The 17,988-nt window shown below is 46.7% G+C and carries 17 protein-coding genes; all 17 read right to left on the reverse strand.

Going from position 1 to position 17,988, the window contains the following annotated elements:
- Position 1: 1 nt before the first annotated feature.
- On the reverse strand, positions 2-1,300 hold the full coding sequence (locus FTT83_RS04520) for an NAD(P)/FAD-dependent oxidoreductase (RefSeq protein ID WP_180042760.1): 1,299 nt from the start codon (positions 1,298-1,300) through the stop codon (positions 2-4).
- Positions 1,301-1,319: 19 nt separating this feature from the next.
- Entirely contained in the window at positions 1,320-3,644 is a 2,325-nt protein-coding gene (locus FTT83_RS04525; protein WP_180042761.1) for an MMPL family transporter, read from the reverse strand.
- A complete protein-coding gene (locus tag FTT83_RS04530) occupies positions 3,619-4,266 on the reverse strand; it encodes an outer membrane lipoprotein carrier protein LolA (RefSeq protein WP_180042762.1) in 648 nt (215 codons plus the stop codon). The genes FTT83_RS04525 and FTT83_RS04530 overlap by 26 nt, the downstream gene beginning before the upstream one ends.
- A 10-nt stretch (positions 4,267-4,276) precedes the next feature.
- Positions 4,277-4,696, reverse strand: coding sequence for a thioesterase family protein (locus FTT83_RS04535; RefSeq protein ID WP_180042763.1), 420 nt, complete (start codon positions 4,694-4,696; stop codon positions 4,277-4,279).
- Positions 4,697-4,715: 19 nt separating this feature from the next.
- The gene (gene hutH, locus FTT83_RS04540; protein WP_180042764.1) at positions 4,716-6,248 is read right to left on the reverse strand and encodes a histidine ammonia-lyase; all 1,533 of its coding nucleotides are present in this window, start codon (positions 6,246-6,248) and stop codon (positions 4,716-4,718) included.
- Positions 6,248-7,126: an acyltransferase gene (locus tag FTT83_RS04545; RefSeq protein ID WP_227609617.1), complete on the reverse strand. Its 879-nt coding sequence runs from the start codon at positions 7,124-7,126 to the stop codon at positions 6,248-6,250. The genes hutH and FTT83_RS04545 overlap by 1 nt, the downstream gene beginning before the upstream one ends.
- Before the next feature lie 55 nt (positions 7,127-7,181).
- Entirely contained in the window at positions 7,182-7,916 is a 735-nt protein-coding gene (locus FTT83_RS04550) for a glycosyltransferase family 2 protein (protein ID WP_180042766.1), read from the reverse strand.
- A 12-nt stretch (positions 7,917-7,928) separates the two neighbouring features.
- Entirely contained in the window at positions 7,929-9,599 is a 1,671-nt protein-coding gene (locus FTT83_RS04555; protein WP_180042767.1) for an AMP-binding protein, read from the reverse strand.
- A gap of 12 nt (positions 9,600-9,611) precedes the next feature.
- Positions 9,612-10,166 (reverse strand): septation protein IspZ, encoded by a 555-nt coding sequence (locus tag FTT83_RS04560; RefSeq protein ID WP_180042768.1) that lies wholly within the window; start codon positions 10,164-10,166, stop codon positions 9,612-9,614.
- Positions 10,163-10,411, reverse strand: a complete 249-nt coding sequence (locus FTT83_RS04565) for an acyl carrier protein (RefSeq protein WP_180042769.1) — start codon at positions 10,409-10,411, stop codon at positions 10,163-10,165. The genes FTT83_RS04560 and FTT83_RS04565 overlap by 4 nt, the downstream gene beginning before the upstream one ends.
- 9 nt (positions 10,412-10,420) lie before the next feature.
- Entirely contained in the window at positions 10,421-10,681 is a 261-nt protein-coding gene (locus tag FTT83_RS04570) for a phosphopantetheine-binding protein (protein WP_086195854.1), read from the reverse strand.
- Positions 10,678-11,487, reverse strand: coding sequence for a lysophospholipid acyltransferase family protein (locus FTT83_RS04575; RefSeq protein WP_373456104.1), 810 nt, complete (start codon positions 11,485-11,487; stop codon positions 10,678-10,680). The genes FTT83_RS04570 and FTT83_RS04575 overlap by 4 nt, the downstream gene beginning before the upstream one ends.
- Positions 11,472-12,110: a beta-ketoacyl synthase chain length factor gene (locus FTT83_RS04580; protein WP_180042771.1), complete on the reverse strand. Its 639-nt coding sequence runs from the start codon at positions 12,108-12,110 to the stop codon at positions 11,472-11,474. Before FTT83_RS04580 ends, FTT83_RS04575 begins: the two co-directional genes overlap by 16 nt.
- A 233-nt stretch (positions 12,111-12,343) precedes the next feature.
- On the reverse strand, positions 12,344-14,650 hold the full coding sequence (locus FTT83_RS04585; protein ID WP_086195857.1) for a bifunctional (p)ppGpp synthetase/guanosine-3',5'-bis(diphosphate) 3'-pyrophosphohydrolase: 2,307 nt from the start codon (positions 14,648-14,650) through the stop codon (positions 12,344-12,346).
- 29 nt (positions 14,651-14,679) lie between these two features.
- A complete protein-coding gene (gene rlmD / locus FTT83_RS04590; protein WP_180042772.1) occupies positions 14,680-16,071 on the reverse strand; it encodes a 23S rRNA (uracil(1939)-C(5))-methyltransferase RlmD in 1,392 nt (463 codons plus the stop codon).
- Positions 16,072-16,077: 6 nt separating this feature from the next.
- Positions 16,078-16,899, reverse strand: a complete 822-nt coding sequence (locus tag FTT83_RS04595) for a 3'-5' exonuclease (RefSeq protein ID WP_180042773.1) — start codon at positions 16,897-16,899, stop codon at positions 16,078-16,080.
- 19 nt (positions 16,900-16,918) lie between these two features.
- Positions 16,919-17,839, reverse strand: coding sequence for a cysteine synthase CysM (gene cysM / locus FTT83_RS04600; protein WP_086195860.1), 921 nt, complete (start codon positions 17,837-17,839; stop codon positions 16,919-16,921).
- Between the last annotated feature and the right edge of the window lie 149 nt (positions 17,840-17,988).

The raw sequence follows: 17,988 nt of genomic DNA on the forward strand, positions 1-17,988 counted from the left end.
TCTAGGCACCGTTCATCTCGATGTGTTGTAACTGCGGATCACGGCAATATTCCGCCAGCGTGCTTAAACGCTTTTTGGCATTTTTATAAATTGGATTGCTGCTGTCCCAGGCATAGCCGGCAAGTAAGGAAGAGACCATGCGGCGGATTTTGTCATCCTGATTTTTCGAGAACACCACATCCTGAAATTCACCGCTATACCACGACTCGACATAGGCACGGAACACCTGAATACCGGCACGTAGCGGTTTTTCATATTGCTCCGTCCAGTCGACCGGCTGTCCTTGCAGCTGCTGATCAACCAGTGAAATGGCCAGACTGGCAGATTTCAGGGCAATGGTCACACCAGAAGAAAATACCGGGTCGAGGAATTCACCGGCATTACCCAATAAAGCATAGTTACGCTGGGCCAGATGTTTGACATCGGCAGAGTAGCCCACCAGGGTACGCACCGGCGTATCAAATTTGACCTTGCGCAGCACATGCGATAGGCTTTCTTCATCTGCCAGAATCCGCGGCAACAAGGCATCCAGATCATAATCGGCACTGCCATCAAAGCCATAGCGTTCAAAGAAATCCTGCTCGGCTACGACCCCGAAAGAGCAACGACCATCAGCAAATGGAATCAGCCAGTACCAGGCACGTGGGTCTTTGGCATGTACCGTAATCAAGATTTTTTCCCGGTCAAATTCCGGGTCATCCAGAATGCCATCTTCAATATGAGTAAACACGGCACGACGTACCGGAAAATCGGACGGGCTTTCCAGATCGAGAAATTTCGGCAGGATGCGGCCAAAACCGCTGGCATCGAGTAAAAATTTGCCTTGAATCTGATAGACCTGCTGCTGTTCGTCTTTAACCGTTAAAATCGGATGTTCGGGCTGAACATTGACATCTATGACTTCATGGCCAAAGCGAATTTCGGCACCATAGTTTTCTGCCTGTTGTGCCAGCAAATGGTCAAAATTGGCACGGCGCACCTGCCAGGTGGTACCGGGACCGTCGCTAAATTTCTCTCGGAAATCATAAAAACTGCGCTGCTGCCCCTTTAAAAAAGCCGCGCCATTTTTAAACTGGAAGGCAAACTGTTCGACATGCTCACGCACCGTATCCAGCAATCCGGCTTCCTCTAAAAAAACCATCGATTGCGGCAGTAATGATTCGCCAATGGAAAAGCGTGGAAAATGCTGTTTTTCGATGATCGTGACCTGATAGCCTTTCTGGCGCAGTAATGCTGCTGCCGAACTCCCCGATGGCCCTGCGCCAATAATCAATACATCTGTGTGTTGCATGGTGCTCATTGCACTGTACCTTATTTTTTCAGCTCTTTGGCTGATACTGTTGAAGCACAACATGTTTGGCATCGGATGATGTAAACAATGTTGCATAGATAAATGAAAAAATAACCCCAAATAAAACCGTCAAACCAAAGCAGTGAATGGCATAAGTCTGGCTAAAGGATAATAACCCGAAACCTAATAAGGTCGACATCATACATAGGAATAAGGCCATGCCAACTACTTGTGGATGATCATGTCCATGGCGGTAAAAAATGGCATAGTCCACCCCAATCCCGATAATCAGGAAAGTGCCCATAATGCTGAACAGATTGATTTCCACTCCGAGCCAGGCCTGAATGGCGAAGGTGGTCATTAAAGCCAGACTGACCGGTAACACCAAAGGCAAAATCGACTTCAGCCCATATAGGATGCCCAAACCAATCATCAGGCAGACTAAGGCAGAAAGCAGCAACCACTGTGCCTGAATACGGTGTTGCTGGAACAGTTCAGACAACTGGTTCACCGGACGCAATAGCTGTGCCTGCGGACTATTCAGCTGTTGCAAGGCAGCCACATCATGCACATTTTGCAGCAGCACCAGACGCTCGGTTGGGCTCATTTGTAAAAAAGCCAAAGGATGCTGGCTCATTTCAGCAGGACTGAGTAGAGGCTGCCGGGCCAACTGTTTTTGCCAAGCCAGTACTTCTACCGGATTGAGCTGCAATGCAGCAGCGTATTCATTTAAGGCGCTGGCTGGAATGGCTTGCAGTAACTGGATATTGTGTTGCTGCTGCGCTTTAGAGGGTAGCCATTGACCTAAAGCCTGAACACCTTCCAGCTTGTTTTGCGCCTGTAACACTTGCAGTTTTTGCAGCAATTGCTGTTCATTCTGTTCCAGCTGCTGCAGCGTATCGCCATGCACCACAAAGTATTCGCTGCTTTGCTGCTGCATAAAGCGTTCACGCACATACTGGTCTTCCTGTTTCAGCTTTTGATCCATACTTTGCAGGTTACGAATATCATCATTGCTTTGCAGCAACATCAAACTGCTGCCGGTGACGACCGTAATCACAGCGATCAAGCCATAACGCAGCCCCTTTCTGGCCTGGATAAAGGTTCGGGCTTGGCCAATAAAGCTTAAACAGCGAATCGCCGGTTCAGCATTTAATGCCGGCAGTCTTGGCAACAATAAAATGCTGGTAATCCAGGCCGCAGTCAGCCCCACCATTGAGAAAACAGCAATCTGCCTAAAGCCTGGAAATGGGGTAAAACTGAGGAAAATATACGCCACCAAGGTGGTCATCAGCCCCATAAACAGGCTGGGCAACAGCGGTTTAAGTACGGCAAAACCGTCAATATGCCGATGCTGTGATTGCATCGCCATAAAGTAAAAGGAAAAGTCGACACAGACCCCGACCAGACTGGCACCAAACACCAGGGTCATCAGGTGAATTTCCCCAAACACCGCATGGGTGATGGCAAAGGCCACCAGACAGCCGGTGCCTACAGCAATCATTTCCGTGAGCATCGGACGAACCGAGCGGAAACCAAACAGCACCAGGAAGAAAATCCCGATGGTCGAACCCACCCCAATGGTGGAAATCTCTTTTTCTGCCGAGGTGGTACCGAACTGGGCAAACAGCAAGGTGCCGGTCCAGTGCGACTCAACCTGCATCTGTTTCAGTTTTAAATTTAACTGCGCAATCCATGCGGCAGTTTTTTCCTGATAATCAATATTGTAAGGGCTATTTTTAAGCTGCAACACCATAAGACGGGAAATGCCCTGCTCATCACGAATGGTGGCAAAACCATCTTCCAGGGTAATATCCGGGTTCGCCTGTAAACCGGATAAGCTGACAGCATAACGTGGAAATAATAAGAGCGGATCTTGTTGTAACAGCTCTGCTGTGACCGGCATACCCGGGCTCATGATCTGCAACAGTCCCTGTTCGTTCAGCGCGGTATAATCCTGTTGCTCCAGCAACTTTTGATCTGTGGATGACAGCAAACCGGCACGATGCTGATACAACACTTGGGCAAACTTGTCACTGTCCAGCTGTGCATGTAAGGGCTGCCATAAATCACTTTGTGCCACCTTTTGTTTAAAAGTCGCTGTGGCTTTGGTCAGGGCGGCATCATCTTTAGCATCCAGCACCACAAAGACCTTGTCATTCAGCTGCTGACTGACATATTGCTGCGCCCGTTCCAGCCGCGGGTCATGGTGGGCTTCCGGCAATAAAGCAAAGATATTGGTTTGAATATGAATGTCTTTTTTCAGCCATGCGCTACCCAGCGCAATGGCAATCACGCTAAGTACAATCAGCCACAGTGCGGTAAATTTATTTTGCCAGTTGGAAAAGTGCATTTTCCTCAGCCGCTAAGGTTTGGGGTTGGGTGGTTTGCTGGCTAAAGCGAATGCTGGTGCTGTTATTGGCTTTCTCGCGAATCACAATACGGTCCACATAACGCTGCCCTTGCGCATCGACCCGGACAAACAGTTTTTTAAATAAACTGCTTTTCGGGGTTAAGGCCACAGTCCACTGTGCCGGACTATAACTGGCCGAAACAATACTAAAGTTTTTGGCCAAAGCCGCTTCATTCCCCGACATCAGCTGCAGGAACATGGTCGCGACCGAACCATAAGGAGATTTGTCAATTTCAATCTGGCTATAGGTCCGCTGGGTTTTTTGCACCAGTTTACGTGGGGTCACAATCAGGTCAGCCTTGACCGGATTCTGGATTTTCCAGATCACGCCCTGCGATTTGGAAAATAACACCGTGCCTTTGGAGATGAAAGTTTTGTTCATGCTCGCCAGTTTTTTTTGCTGTTCAAAATTGGCCCGCACCGTTGGTGTTTCGGAAAGTTGAGCAAAGATCTGTCTGAGCTGCGGATTTTGCGCATGTACTGCTTGTGACAGCAACGTAATCAGCGACAGCAGTCCTGCCAGGAATAATCCTGCTGCACGTGGTAGATTGAAAGATGTCATCTTGCTTTATTTACTCCGGCTTAAACTCAGACCAGGCGTTTAAACGCTGCAATAAAACTTGCGGCGACTGAAAACACATTTCCCGACTGGCAATATGGACCGCCACTTGTGTGGTATAGCCTTTGGTGAGCCTTTTTCCACTTTCGGCATCAAAAATCTGGTATTCAATTTTCAGGCGATTTTCCCATTCTTTTAAAATGGCGCGCACCCGAATTTTCTGCTCAAACAGGATGCCATGCGCATAACGCACATGACTTTCAATCACCGGCCAAGCATAGCCGGAATCACGCATCTGCTTATAGTTATACTGAAACTGGTCCAGCAACTTGCAGCGGGCAATTTCAAAATACTTTAAATAATGCCCATGCCAGACCACGTCCATGGTATCCACATCATGAAAGGGCACTTCAATCATTACATCAGCATGCATCGTCTGTTTCCCATCACGTTTAGCGAACAAGTCCACAGTTCAATAATTGCAGATTTTCCAGTCGGTCGACCAGTTGCTGCAACTCCTGCTGCAATGGCCGGTCTTCCACCACATAATCAAAAGTCTTTAATACCCAGGCCTTAAATGTGGCGAGGACTTCAGACAATTTTCCATCCAGAGTTTTTAAATGAATGGCCTGTACACTGGCACAGCACAATGCTGCAATCACCTGTTCGGTCAATACAATCACACGGCTGGCATCACGTGCGGCAATGGTACCCATACTGACCTTGTCTTGGTTATGACATTCGGTCGAGCGCGAGAAAATCGAAGCAGAAAGAGTTTGTTTCAAGGCTTCTGCGGTCCACGCCGACACGCCAATCTGCACCGCCTTAAAGCCATGATTCAGCGGTAGGCGCTCATCGGTTGCCCCAGTCAGATTACGCGGCAAACCGTTATTCATTTTATAGTCCACCAGTTGCGCCAATTGACGGTCCATGAGGTCGGCAATATTGGCGATCATGATTTTCAGGCTGTCCATGGCCTGGGCAATGTGACCGCCATAGAAATGCCCGCCGTGCAACACACGCAAGTTCACCGGATCAATCAGCGGATTGTCATTGCTGGAATTCAGTTCATTTTCAATAAACTGGCGCAGCCATACTTTAGAATCTTCAAATACGCCAATAATATGCGGTGCGCAGCGTAGCGAATAACGGTCCTGCAGGCGTGAACTTTGATGTTCAGTCTGTACTTCACTGTTCAGCCAGTCACGCAGCTGTGCGGCAATATTTTGCTGGCCCGGATGCGGTTTTTGCGCAAAAAGTACTTCATCAAAATGGCTCGGATTACCTTCTAAAGCCAATACATTCAGCGCGGTAATACAGGTACTGGCCAAGCTGATCTGTTCGGCTTTTTTATAGTTCAGGCAGGCAATTGCGGTCATCACTGCTGTACCGTTCATCAGCGCCAAGCCTTCTTTGGGACGCATCACTAGGGGTTCTAGGCCTTTTTCTGCATAGACCTGACTGACCGGAACAATCTGTCCCTGATCATACACATCGCGCTCACCGACCAATGCGCCGGCAATATAGGACAATGGGGTTAAATCGCCACTGGCCCCCACCGAACCTTCAGAAGGAATCACCGGAATCACGTTTTCATTTAACATCCACACCAGACGTTCCAGCAGCGCATGCGAAACCCCGGAATAGCCACGTGCCAGCGAGCACAGGCGTGTCACCACTACTGCACGTGCGCTAATTAAATCCAGATTTTGTCCCAGACCACAGCCATGGAAACGCGATAAATGCAAAGGCAGTTCATTGACCTGATGCGCAGGAATTTCCACCAGGCAGGAATCGCCATAACCGGTGGTCACGCCATAAATCACGCCTTCATCCTGCAACAGTTGATCCAGAAAATCAGCACCGCGCTGAATCAAATTGTGCCACTCATTCGAGTCCGGTAAAGCCACGCGTTTTTCCTGACGTGCGACTGCCACCACATCTTCAATTGAAAGTGGATGTTCCCCAATAACTAAAACTTGCATTAATCTTTGTTCCAAAAATTATAAAAATTAAACCATTGATACGGCGCACGAATACAGTGCTGCTCAAGGAGTGATACATATTCACGGATGGTCGTTTGCATGGCTTGCAGACGGTTGTTACGCGGAAAATTCAGTTGTTCAGCAATCGAATGGATATGTACTTCAAAATGAGTACCGACCCGATAACAGAACACGGCCAGCACTGGCACTTTCAGCAAACTGGCCAAAATCCAGGCCCCTTGCGGCCAGTTCGCCTGTTCAGCTAAAAATGAAACGGATTGAACCCGGTCTGACTGCACCGGTACGCGGTCTGCTGCCACAATCACCCATTCACCCTGATCAAGTTTTTCCTGCAAAATCAGGGCAGTTTCAATACCCAGTTCATCCACCGAGATCAAATTGACATCGGCATGATGATTGAGTTTTTTCAGGAACTGGTTAAATTTGGTAGCATGTTTTTGATAGACCAGCACATTAATTTTTTGTGGATATTCCGACTTGATCGCCCGCAGCAACTCGATATTGCCAAAATGCGACACCACAATGACAGCCCCCTTTTGATAGCGGGCACGAAAATGCTCATGACCATGCAACTGTAATTGCTGCTCGGGAATATTGCCCAGCCAGCCTTCAATTTTATCCAGAATACATTCGCCAAACTGCATAAAATGCTGATAACTATGGGTCAGACTCGGCGTATGCGGAAATGGAGAGTTTTGACCGGCAAAATGGTGCAATCGGGTCAAATATTGCATTGAAGCCTGACGTGCTGCGATCGCAAACAGCCAATACCACAAAATAATAAAATACAGCAATATGCGACACAGCCATCGCCCGCCTACGCGATAGAAAGCCAACATCAAAGTCAAAGGTAACATACCACCACGTTCTTTGATATCATTCCATTGGGTCGGGTTCAGATCAGCCACAGCATCAACCTTGCATTTTTTGTCGCAATAATTGCGGCAAACGAATGAGCATCCCACCCAGCAATTTGGCATGGGTCTGACTCATTCCCCAGTTGTCACGCCAGGCGTTGAAATGGGAAATGCCATCTTCCGGATAAATGACTTTGGTCGGCACATTGATAAAAGATACATTGGCCCATTTCAGACGCACCAGAATCTCGCTATCAAAGCCCATACGCGGCTGAAACTTTGCCGAATCCAGCACCTGAATGGTAGGTGCTAAGGGATAGACCCGGAAACCACACATGCTATCCTTGATATCCAAAGACAAGCTGTTAATCCAGACCCAGATATGCGTAGCATAACGGCCATAAAGGCGTTTTTTCGGCACCGATGCATCAAAAACTGGCTGACCGATAACCATCGCATCCGGGTGTTGCTGGGAAATTTGCAGGAATTTTGCCACATCCTGCCAGTCATGCTGACCGTCAGCATCGAGCTGCAAAGCATGACTGAAACCGAGCTTGTGGGCATGGCGCAAACCAGTGATGACAGCCTGTCCTTTGCCCTGATTATGCGTGTGTTCAACCAGATCAACCAATGAATGTTGTGCTGCAATATCATGTAACAGCTGGGTACATGCGGCATCACTGCCATCATTCACCAAGATGATCGGCATTTGAAACTGGTCCAGATGAGTCACTAACGCCTCAATATAATGAGGATGGTTATATACCGGAATGACAAAACAATGCTGCATAAATCGTCCTTTTTAAGCAGGTTCGGTAGGTATATGAAACAGCAATCGACCAGAGGCCAAGGTCTGCTCTGCATGGCAAAGCTCAAAACTGACTTTGTGCAATTTTCTGGTCAATTTCAGTTGCAACACCATATACGGTTGAATCAGGTCCTGAAATTTTAATTGCTCAAAACCGTTACACCATTCCAGCTCTGCCCAGCTCTGACGGGCAAAATGCTGGATAAAACCGATTTGTCCTACACCCGGAAAAATAGGTTTGCCGGGGAAATGCCCTTTAAAACATTCCAGCTCAGGTGAAAACTCCAAACGATAGCTGACCTGCTCTGACTCATGGTGCTGTTCCAGTACTATAGGCAACAACATCGGCTGAAATAAGGATTTCATGTAGTGTTTATTCAGCTTGGATTGGGCATTTTGCGGTAATTGTGTCAAAAAACGCCACTGTCTTGGAATGGCAATGCCTTCCAGCTTGGCCTTTAACTGTGCTTTGATGGCTGCCACATATTGTGCTTTGGAGCCTTGCTGTAACTGCAATCTGGCCTGCTCTGACAATACCGCAACACAGGCTAAAATCTGACGATGTTCCCGTTCAAGAATCAGCACATGACACTGTACGATGTCATCCAGCTCGATAATTTTCTGCTCGATGGCATCCAGACTTAAACGTTTTTCTTCCAGTTTGACAATCCGGTCCAAGCGACCCAACACATGAAATGGACTTTTCAAATTGCCCGGCTCAATAACTTCGACCTTATCGCCAGTGAAAATCCAGTCTGCGCTAAAAGCATGATTGGTTCTAACTTGGAGTTCCTGCTGCTCACTGGCCTGAATATCGACATTGGCAAAAGGCATCCACAAGGCATCATCCTGCTGGCGATGGGCAATTCCCCCGGTTTCCGAACTGCCAAACACTTCGCTAATCGGTCTGTTTAAATAAGGACGCACTCCAGATTCCAGTTTCCCACCGGATGAATAAACGGTCAGGCAATCTTGCAACAAGACATCATGGGTCCAGCGCTTTAACAGGGCCGGACTGGAAATCACATAATTATCAATCTTGAATGTACTGAGTTTTTTCTGGATGTCGGCCACATCTTCCGGAAAGGCCAACTGTGCCTGATAAAAACAGCGACCGCTTGCCAGTGGCCAGAGCAACTTAAACAGCAGGCCATAAATATGCTGATGGCTCACTGTGGCAATCGCAATCGCCTGCTCAGGCAACTGAAAACTGGCATCCAGCCCCTGTACTTCATTGAGCAACTGGCGCAAGCTGCGTGGAATTTTCTTCGGCTGCCCGGTGGAGCCTGAAGTGTAAAAATAGATTTGCGCCTGATTTAAAAAGGCATCATCCAGATTGAGTTGAATCGGCTGGTTGTGGGAAACAGCTACAGGCTGACGCTGTAAAAAATAAATGTTCTGTTCAGCCAGTTCTTTTTCTAAGTCACTGACCCGGTGCGGAGGTAGTAATACCTGTTTTTTGGCCAGCAGTGCCGCAAACAGCAGTACTAAAAACTGGTAACTGTCAGGTTCCCAAAGCGCCCAGCTGTCCTGTACAAGTGACTCAATGGCCTGGCTTTGTTGTATCACATCCTGCCAGAAATCCTGAAAGCGGATTTGGCTTAAATCAGGCTGAATGCACAGTGCTTTCTGTGAATGAAGATGACTTTGAAAATGACACAACATAATATTCTATTTTTATTCCTGAATTTGATTTAAGCGCTGTTGCCGCTTACGCAAGATAAATTCGCCCAGTAATAGTAGCCCCATCAACACATAGGAAATAAAGCCGTTATATAGCACCCAAGTCTGCATGGAAGCAAACAAGACTGTCGCCAAGGCAATCAAGGCATTCAATACAAAAAAACCGCACCACATCATGGTGACTTTACGGGTCCAGATCACACCTGCTTCGGGTAAATCCGGTTCTGCCAACCGGGCAAAACGCTCAATCATGGAAGGTGGTCGAATTAACGTCGAGGCAAAAATCATACATGCCCCGACACTCATTAACACCGGATACAGTTTCAGCCAGGCATGATCTTTTAAAATCAGGCTCAAGCTACCACACAAAATGGCAAAGCCGGTTAAAGGCCACAGCAAGGCATTGCCCTTACTGAACAGGCGCAAGAGTCCCAAAACAATCAGCAGGCTGCTGACCCAGACATATTGTCCATGGGCCAGGCTATAACCCACTAAAAAGGGATAAAGAAGCAAGCCAATTGCCACTATCCCTTTCAAGAGCCATTTCATGCAGCAGACATGTTCTGAATTACGGTTACCACATCCTGCACCGTACGGACATTTTTAAAATCTTCAGGATTGACCTGCTTGCCGGTCAGTTCCTTGATTTTGACCACCAGATCAATTGCATCAATACTGTCGACATCCAGATCATTCGCCAAATTGGCATCCAGCTGCACATCTTCAGGGCTAATTTCAAACAGATCTTCCATCCATTCTCTAAGTTTTTCCAGTACTTGTTCCTGAGTTAGCATGACTACCTCTTATACCTGTTGCTGTGCTTCAACCAAAGCAACCAGACTTTGAATTGATTTAAAATGTTGTTTGGTTTCTGCCGATTCAGCATTCAAATGAATGTTGTAACGCTTTTTCAAAGCCAGGCCAAGTTCCAGGGCATCAATAGAATCCAGACCCAAACCATCGCCAAATAAAGGGGCATCGGTGTCAATATCTTCTATGCTGATGTCCTCAAGGGCTAGAACATCAATAATCATTTGCTTTAATTCATCAGCAAGATTGCTCATTTTTTAGATAACTCTTGGTTAAAAAATTGGTGTAATTGATGATTGAGCTGACGCACATTTTTGGGATTTACGCTGGCATCTTCCAAAAGATCATCGACTTGAATGGCATCCAGTACCTTCACCTGAATATGAAAGGGCTGTGAAGGAATGTGATACCACTTTTCATTCTTGGTTAAGGTTGAAGGGGTACAGTTAATCAGCACCGGACGAATCGGCACATTGGCGCGAATGGCAATATTGGCCGCCCCACGCTGAAACTCATTCAGCAATTCCCCTTTGGCGGTCCGTGTTCCTTCCGGAAAAATCAGCAGCGATGCCGCCTGATCCTGCCGGAGCTTTTCCACGCAGTCATGGATAAATTGCTCAGAACCGGCATTTAAAATATAACCGGCACTTTGTACCGGACCTTTGGTAAAGGGATTCGACCACAGTGCTTGCTTGACCACACAGTTGGCCTGTTCCATCAGCCCGATCAGCACCACCACATCCACCAGTGTCGGATGATTGGCAATCACCAGTTCCTGCTGACTGTGCTGTAATTTTTCCAACCCCTCGATGTCATAGGTCATAATTCCCAGCTTGACCATCATTTCGGTAAAGCCCTTGAAACTATGCTTAATCACCTTTTGCGCACGCTGCTGACGCAAGTCCGGATTGCGGGTCGATAAATTGACCAAAGGGGCAACCAGTCCGCCAATGGCCACACCGCCAATACCAAAACTGGCAAAACTAAACCCAGTTGCGCCCACACGCCACAGGTAGTTGGCTTTTTGTTTAAGTTGATCTGGTTTTAACATGTTTGCCACGCCTGAGTATGCAGGGGAACTTGATTTTGTGCAGATTGCTGCCAGAAATCATGAAAATTGAGTGCATCTTTATATTTATGGCAATGATTGCCTAGTGCTTGCATATCCAGTTGCAGGTTGGGTACGTCAAGACCAACAATTGCCGACATGGCAAAAGCTGTAAAAGGCTCAGCTTCCTGATAAAGTGCCGGTAATGCCTCGTCATAATACACCACCAGAACGCGTGGATTGGGTTGCGTTGTGGTTTTTAACCAGGCATAGGCTTCAATCAGCGCTTCACTCCACGAAGCCGCCAGGCTGGTCGACGGGGTCGCATCCTGACACAAAATCGAATATAACCCGGCAATCGCATTATGCACCGACGTGGAAAACTGGGTGGGTGATGGCGTCTGATCTTGCAGCACATCAGCCAGAATGTTTAAAGTTTTATGTTCATCGCCATATTGCGAAGCCCAAACAATATAATCTGCCCGTTCAGCATTCAGCGATTGAATGGCACTGCTTAAAGCGAGTTTGGCAATCCCTGACAAACGTCTGCGCTGCATGGCTGGAATTTGTTCTAAGGCGGCAACGGTTTCATCGGCACGACTTATGCACAGTTGTGACACATTGATTTGAAGCATTGCCCTAATTTTCCATACCCAAAAATATTTTAGCTCGAGGCTATTTTAATTGGCGGGATTATAGCATTTGTAATAAAAATTACACAAAATGTATCTTGTACAATATCAATTATTTAAATTTATATTTTTGATTTCATTGTTTATTTTATTTGAAAACCCTTAAAAAATTGATCAAACATAAAAAAACCAGCAACAGGTGTTGCTGGTTTTTATTGCATCAGTGCAATGTTGAATTAATTGCCTTGCACCAAACGGCGCGCACTGATAATGCCCGGCTGTTGTTCCAAACGCGCCAAAAGACGTGATAACTGGGCCAAACCTTTAACCTCAATCAACAGTTTCATGTTGGCAATACCGTCCGCTTCAGAAATGGTATTTACCTGACGAATATTAATCTGATCCGAGAAAATCACTTGAGTCAGGTCTTTGAGCAGACCGCGACGGTCATAGGCTTCCACCACAATCTGTACACTTTGGCCACGGGTCGGCTGCATTTCCCAATCGGCTTCGACAGCACGTTCAGGTTCCTGAGAAATCATGCGTACATAATCCGGACAGGCCACCTTGTGAATACTGACGCCACGATTCAGGGTAATATAACCGCCAATCGATTCGCCATGCACCGGCTGACAACATTGGGCAATATGCAGTTCCACATTGTCCAAACCATCAATTAAAATGCCGTGTGCCGACAAGGTATGACTGGCACGCGGATTCAAGGTCGGTTTGAGTACCAGTTCAGGCTCGTCCTGACCGATATGCATATGACGGTTAACCTGATTGATCAAGGAATGCAGGCTGATATCGCCATTTACCAGTCCAATCAGAATGTCTTCACCCAACTTGACATTGAAGTGATTGCAATAGTCACTTAAATCAATACTTTTCGGGTGAATCGCCAGACGTGAAAGCTCTTTATTGAGAATTTCACGGCCTACTTCCAGATTTTTACTGCGGTCTTGCTGTCTAAACCAGTGACGTAACTTATCCCGTGCCCGGGCAGTTTTAATGTAGCCCAGTGAATTGACCAACCAGTCCCGGTTCGGCTCGCGATCTTTTTTGGTTAAGATTTCAACCTGCTCACCGGTTTTCAGAGTATAGGTCAGCGGCACATAGCGCTGGTTCACGCGTGCGGCATAACATTTGTTACCCACTTCGGTATGCACGTGATAGGCAAAATCCAAAACAGTCGAACCACGTGGTAACTCTTTAATATCGCCATCACGGCTAAACACATAAATTTTTTCAAAGCCTTCAAAATCTTGAATCTGTTCAAAATTCTCTGGTTCATCTTCTACTTTATGCGCGCTGGCATCATTACGTTCCTGATAATGTTCCAGTACGGCACGTAATGAATGTAAACGATGATTGAAGGAATGGTCGGTATTTTTAGCACCTTCTTTATAGTTGAAGTGCGAACATACCCCAAGCTCGGCTTCTTCATGCATATCCTTGGTTCGGATTTGCACTTCAAGCGACTTATTCTCGGCAATCACCGCAGTATGCAATGAACGGTAGCCATTAGCCTTCGGGTTGGTAATGTAGTCATCAAACTGATGCGGAATATGGCGCCAGATTTGATGCACAATACCCAAGGAATGATAACACTCGGGTACGGTTTTAACCAAAACCCGCACTGCACGAATATCATAGAGCTGGTCAAAGCTTAAGTTCTTGCTTTTCATTTTTCGATAAATCGAATAAATGTGCTTCACCCGTCCGCTAATTTCGGCTTCAATGCCATGGCTGGCCAGTTCAGTTTTCAGTTTATCAATCACAAACTGAATGTACTGCTCACGCTCTAGGCGCTTCTCATTCAGCAATGAGGCAATTTCTTTATAGCGCTCTGGGGCCAGATAACGGAAAGCAAGATCTTCCAGCTCCCATTTAAGCTGGGCAATTCCCAGACGGTGTGCCAAAGGCGAGTAAATGGTCAGAATTTCACGTGCCACCCGCTCCTGACGTTCTCGAGAAGCTTGAGTCAGTTCACGCAAGGCATAGGTACGTTCGGCCAGCTTGATCAGCACCACACGAACATCTTCGGTCACGGCAATCAGCATTTTATAAATGCCGCTTAAATGTTCGCGCTGGTTGTTATTAAAATGATCTTCCAGACGCTTGTTCTTTTCAATCAGCTCGGACAGCTTACCCATCGCCAGTGTCCCTTGCACCAGACTATAGACTTGCTCACCAAAATGTTGCTGTACTTCTTCCAGCGTCATCACGCCTTCACGAACGCTACGATACAGCATTGCGGCAGACAAGGTCGCTTCATCGACATGCAGATGCGCCAGAATATCAGCCATTTCAATGCCGGTATAAAAGGTATTGGAACGATGGTTGACCGTACTTTGCAGTTCTTTCTGCAAGGTTAAATGCGCTACATCTTCGAGTTGTTTTAGCGCCGTATCATCTAATATGCCACGAACCCGATTTAACCATTCAGCCAAATCTTGTCGAGCTTGTTCGGCATGTTCTACAGTCGCTTCCTCCGACAACTCATTGAGACGTCCAGGAAGCTGCTCACGTACTGTGACCATACCCTACTCCTACTTTTTTACACTTCATATTATAAATCGTTTATTTCGTTGTATTTTTCGAATAAGGCAATAGATTCAACATGTCCCGTATGGGTAAACATATCCATTACCCCAGCCTTTCTTAATCGATAACCATGTTTCACCAGCACACCCGCGTCTCGCGCCAATGTGGCAGGATTACATGATACATAAACGATTCTTTTCGCACCAAATTTGGGCACATAATACATTATTTCCTCCGCCCCTGAGCGTGGAGGATCAATCAATAATGCATCAAATCCCTGATTTGCCCAAGAATGATGCGAAAAATCTTTTGTTAAATCTTGTGAATAAAATTTTACGTGATGCATACCGTTTTTCTTGGCATTTTCTGCACCGCGTCGAACCATTTCTTCACTTCCCTCCACAGCAACCACTTTTCCGGTTTCACCGACACAACGAGCCAAGGGTAAGGAAAAGTTTCCTAAACCACAAAACAGGTCGAGTACACGTTCACCTTGCTGTAATTGAAGCAAATCACATGCCAGCTTCACCATCTGAGGATTAATGGTGGAGTTAACCTGAGTAAAATCAAGCGGATTAAAGCCAAATTTCACATCAAATTCATCTAAAGCATAATGCAAACGCATGTCAGCTGTCGGATCATCGACACGATGCAAACTGTCGCTGCCCGCAGGCTGCAAATACAGTTGCCACTGTCTGTTTAACGCAAACTGTTTTAATCGGTTGACATCATCGGATGACAATTTTTCAGTATGGCGAACCAGCAGTGCAATATCCTCATCACCCATGGCCAATTCTACATGACCAATCGCTGCTTTGCCCTTTAGACTTTCGAGTAACTCTCTCAAAACCTGAATAGAACCGAACTCACGATCTAACACCATACAATGCTCAATCGGCGTCAGTTTATTGCTCTGACGTTCACGAAAACCCACCACCAACTGATCTTTAGCTGGAATATAACGCACGCCGATACGCGCTTTACGACGGTAGTCTTCACGTTGTGAACGTAACGGCGTGAGCCATTGTTCAGGCTGGATGCCGGCAAAATGTTCCAGATGCGACTTCAAGACTTCCTGCTTGAGCCGAATTTGTTCATCTTCTTTGATGTGCTGCATATTACAACCACCACAGACACCAAAATGCGGGCATTGCGGCTGAACACGCAAATGCGAAGGATCACTCAGAACCTCCACACAATCGGCTTCTTCTAAACGTTTCACCACATGGGTAATTTGCACTCTAACCGTCTCCCCCGGCAAGGCATAGGCAATAAAAACTTTTTTACCGTGCTTGTCACTCGGATGATCGGGATGCGATCCATAGTGCGCGATTCCCCGTCCTTCATGTGAAAGAGACTCAACCTGAAACGTGTAAATCGGATGCTGAGCTGGACGTGGCTTGGTTCTATGTTTCATGTATACCTAGGGTGTGGGAGAGATAAAATCTGTGGCGGTAAACTCGGTATGTTGTGAAGTTTCACGCCATACCTGAAGAAAATCTGCATGTTGCGGTTGATGCTGTAAATACTGGATAGTGGTCTGAACCCAATAACGGTGATCGTCACTAAGTAACTGCCCCTTGAGCAATAACCAGCGCAAGTAGATCAGCCAGGTATTCAGCACATCCCCTTCACAGTAGCTGGTCAATTTTAACCACTGCTGTTCACGGACATATTCTGGAACATGGTAAGCACCATCACCGCGCTTGCCCGGGAAACCGAGTAAGTGGGCCACATCATCCAGCTTCTGGAAATGACGGCCATTGAACATAGCCATGACATCCATCAAATCGACATGGCGCTGATGGTAACGGTTCTGGTAATTATTATAACGCTTTTGCTGGTCAATTTCGCCCTGATCAAACAAACTCGGTGCCGATAGACCATGATACATGGCACGGAATAGAATCACCGGCAAATCAAATTGTGAACCGTTCCAGCTCACCAGGGTCGGATGGCGCTTGTCAAAAATGGACAGGAATTTTTTTAAAATCTCTGCTTCGCCGTATTGCTCACGGCTAAATGAAAACAGTTTCATGGCACCATTTTCGTCAATCCAGAGACCAGAAATACAGACAATTTCATGCAGCGGCAAACGCTGGAAATCCATGCCGGATTCCTGACGGCGCAGTTTCATTAACGCCTGCTCAAGATCTGCTTCGGGCAAATCCAGATGATATAAATGCGCACCTGACTTTAAATCAGTCAGCGTTTCGATATCAAAAATCAAGACAGGTAGGCGCATTTCATCTCACAGTTTTTAATTATTCAGGATCGACGACAGAAAATAAACCGGTAGACAGGTAGCGGTCACCACGGTCACAAACGATGCAGACAATTACAGCGCCCGGATTTTCTTCCGCCAGTTTAATGGAAGCCCACACGGCACCGCCTGATGAGGTTCCGGCACTGATGCCTTCTTTGCGCGCCAATTGACGTGCAGTTTTTTCTGCTTCAATTTGCGGAATATCGATAATGCGGTCAACACGTTTCGGATCAAAAATGGTAGGCAGATATTCTTGTGGCCAGCGACGGATACCGGCAATATTGGAACCTTCCGAAGGTTGCAAACCGACAATTTGAATATCCGGATTCTGTTCTTTTAAGTATTTTGAAATCCCCATAATCGTGCCTGTGGTTCCCATAGAACTGACGAAATGGGTAATTTTACCGCCAGTTTGTTGCCAGATTTCCGGACCAGTCGTCCGGTAATGGGCATCCACATTGTCCGGGTTGCCAAACTGGTTCAAGACCAGTCCTTTCCCTTCTTTTTGCATTTGCAGCGCCATATCACGCGCCTGTTCCATATTCTCGGACTCGATCAGCTCGGCGCCATAAGCACGCATGGCATCTTTGCGTTCCTGACTTGAACCTGCAGGCATAATGAGTTTCATTTTATAGCCACGCATGGCAGCCACCATGGCCAAGGCAATTCCCGTATTTCCACTGGTCGCTTCAATCAATGTATCGCCTGGCTTGATTTGACCACGTTTTTCAGCCTGCATAATCATGTTGTACGCTGGGCGGTCTTTTACCGAACCTGCAGGATTGTTCCCTTCAAGTTTCGCCAATACTGTTGCTTGAGTGTGACTTGCCAGACGTTGTAAACGCACCAGAGGCGTTTTTCCTACATAGTGATCCAGTAAAAATTCGTCAGCTTGGAAATCAGGGGTGGTATTACTCATTATTTGCACCTATATCGAGGTGCGCCTATTGTATGGAAAAATGCTTCCTCCTGCACCCATTTAGCAGGCTTTTTATTGAAAGTGATTAAAGCACAGCCAGTTTTAAATAAAGCGTGCTAATATGCAAAGCATAGGGAATCAACTGCTTT

Source organism: Acinetobacter sp. YH01018 (assembly GCF_013420295.1).
Taxonomy (GTDB): domain Bacteria; phylum Pseudomonadota; class Gammaproteobacteria; order Pseudomonadales; family Moraxellaceae; genus Acinetobacter.

Coding starts and splice junctions, on each gene's coding strand:
- FTT83_RS04520 (WP_180042760.1), bottom strand. CDS start 1,300: ATGAGCACCATGCAACACACAGATGTATTGATTATTGGCGCAGGGCCA.
- FTT83_RS04525 (WP_180042761.1), bottom strand. CDS start 3,644: ATGCACTTTTCCAACTGGCAAAATAAATTTACCGCACTGTGGCTGATT.
- FTT83_RS04530 (WP_180042762.1), bottom strand. CDS start 4,266: ATGACATCTTTCAATCTACCACGTGCAGCAGGATTATTCCTGGCAGGA.
- FTT83_RS04535 (WP_180042763.1), bottom strand. CDS start 4,696: ATGCATGCTGATGTAATGATTGAAGTGCCCTTTCATGATGTGGATACC.
- hutH (WP_180042764.1), bottom strand. CDS start 6,248: ATGCAAGTTTTAGTTATTGGGGAACATCCACTTTCAATTGAAGATGTG.
- FTT83_RS04545 (WP_227609617.1), bottom strand. CDS start 7,126: ATGTTACCTTTGACTTTGATGTTGGCTTTCTATCGCGTAGGCGGGCGA.
- FTT83_RS04550 (WP_180042766.1), bottom strand. CDS start 7,916: ATGCAGCATTGTTTTGTCATTCCGGTATATAACCATCCTCATTATATT.
- FTT83_RS04555 (WP_180042767.1), bottom strand. CDS start 9,599: ATGTTGTGTCATTTTCAAAGTCATCTTCATTCACAGAAAGCACTGTGC.
- FTT83_RS04560 (WP_180042768.1), bottom strand. CDS start 10,166: ATGAAATGGCTCTTGAAAGGGATAGTGGCAATTGGCTTGCTTCTTTAT.
- FTT83_RS04565 (WP_180042769.1), bottom strand. CDS start 10,411: ATGCTAACTCAGGAACAAGTACTGGAAAAACTTAGAGAATGGATGGAA.
- FTT83_RS04570 (WP_086195854.1), bottom strand. CDS start 10,681: ATGAGCAATCTTGCTGATGAATTAAAGCAAATGATTATTGATGTTCTA.
- FTT83_RS04580 (WP_180042771.1), bottom strand. CDS start 12,110: ATGCTTCAAATCAATGTGTCACAACTGTGCATAAGTCGTGCCGATGAA.
- FTT83_RS04585 (WP_086195857.1), bottom strand. CDS start 14,650: ATGGTCACAGTACGTGAGCAGCTTCCTGGACGTCTCAATGAGTTGTCG.
- rlmD (WP_180042772.1), bottom strand. CDS start 16,071: ATGAAACATAGAACCAAGCCACGTCCAGCTCAGCATCCGATTTACACG.
- FTT83_RS04595 (WP_180042773.1), bottom strand. CDS start 16,899: ATGCGCCTACCTGTCTTGATTTTTGATATCGAAACGCTGACTGATTTA.
- cysM (WP_086195860.1), bottom strand. CDS start 17,839: ATGAGTAATACCACCCCTGATTTCCAAGCTGACGAATTTTTACTGGAT.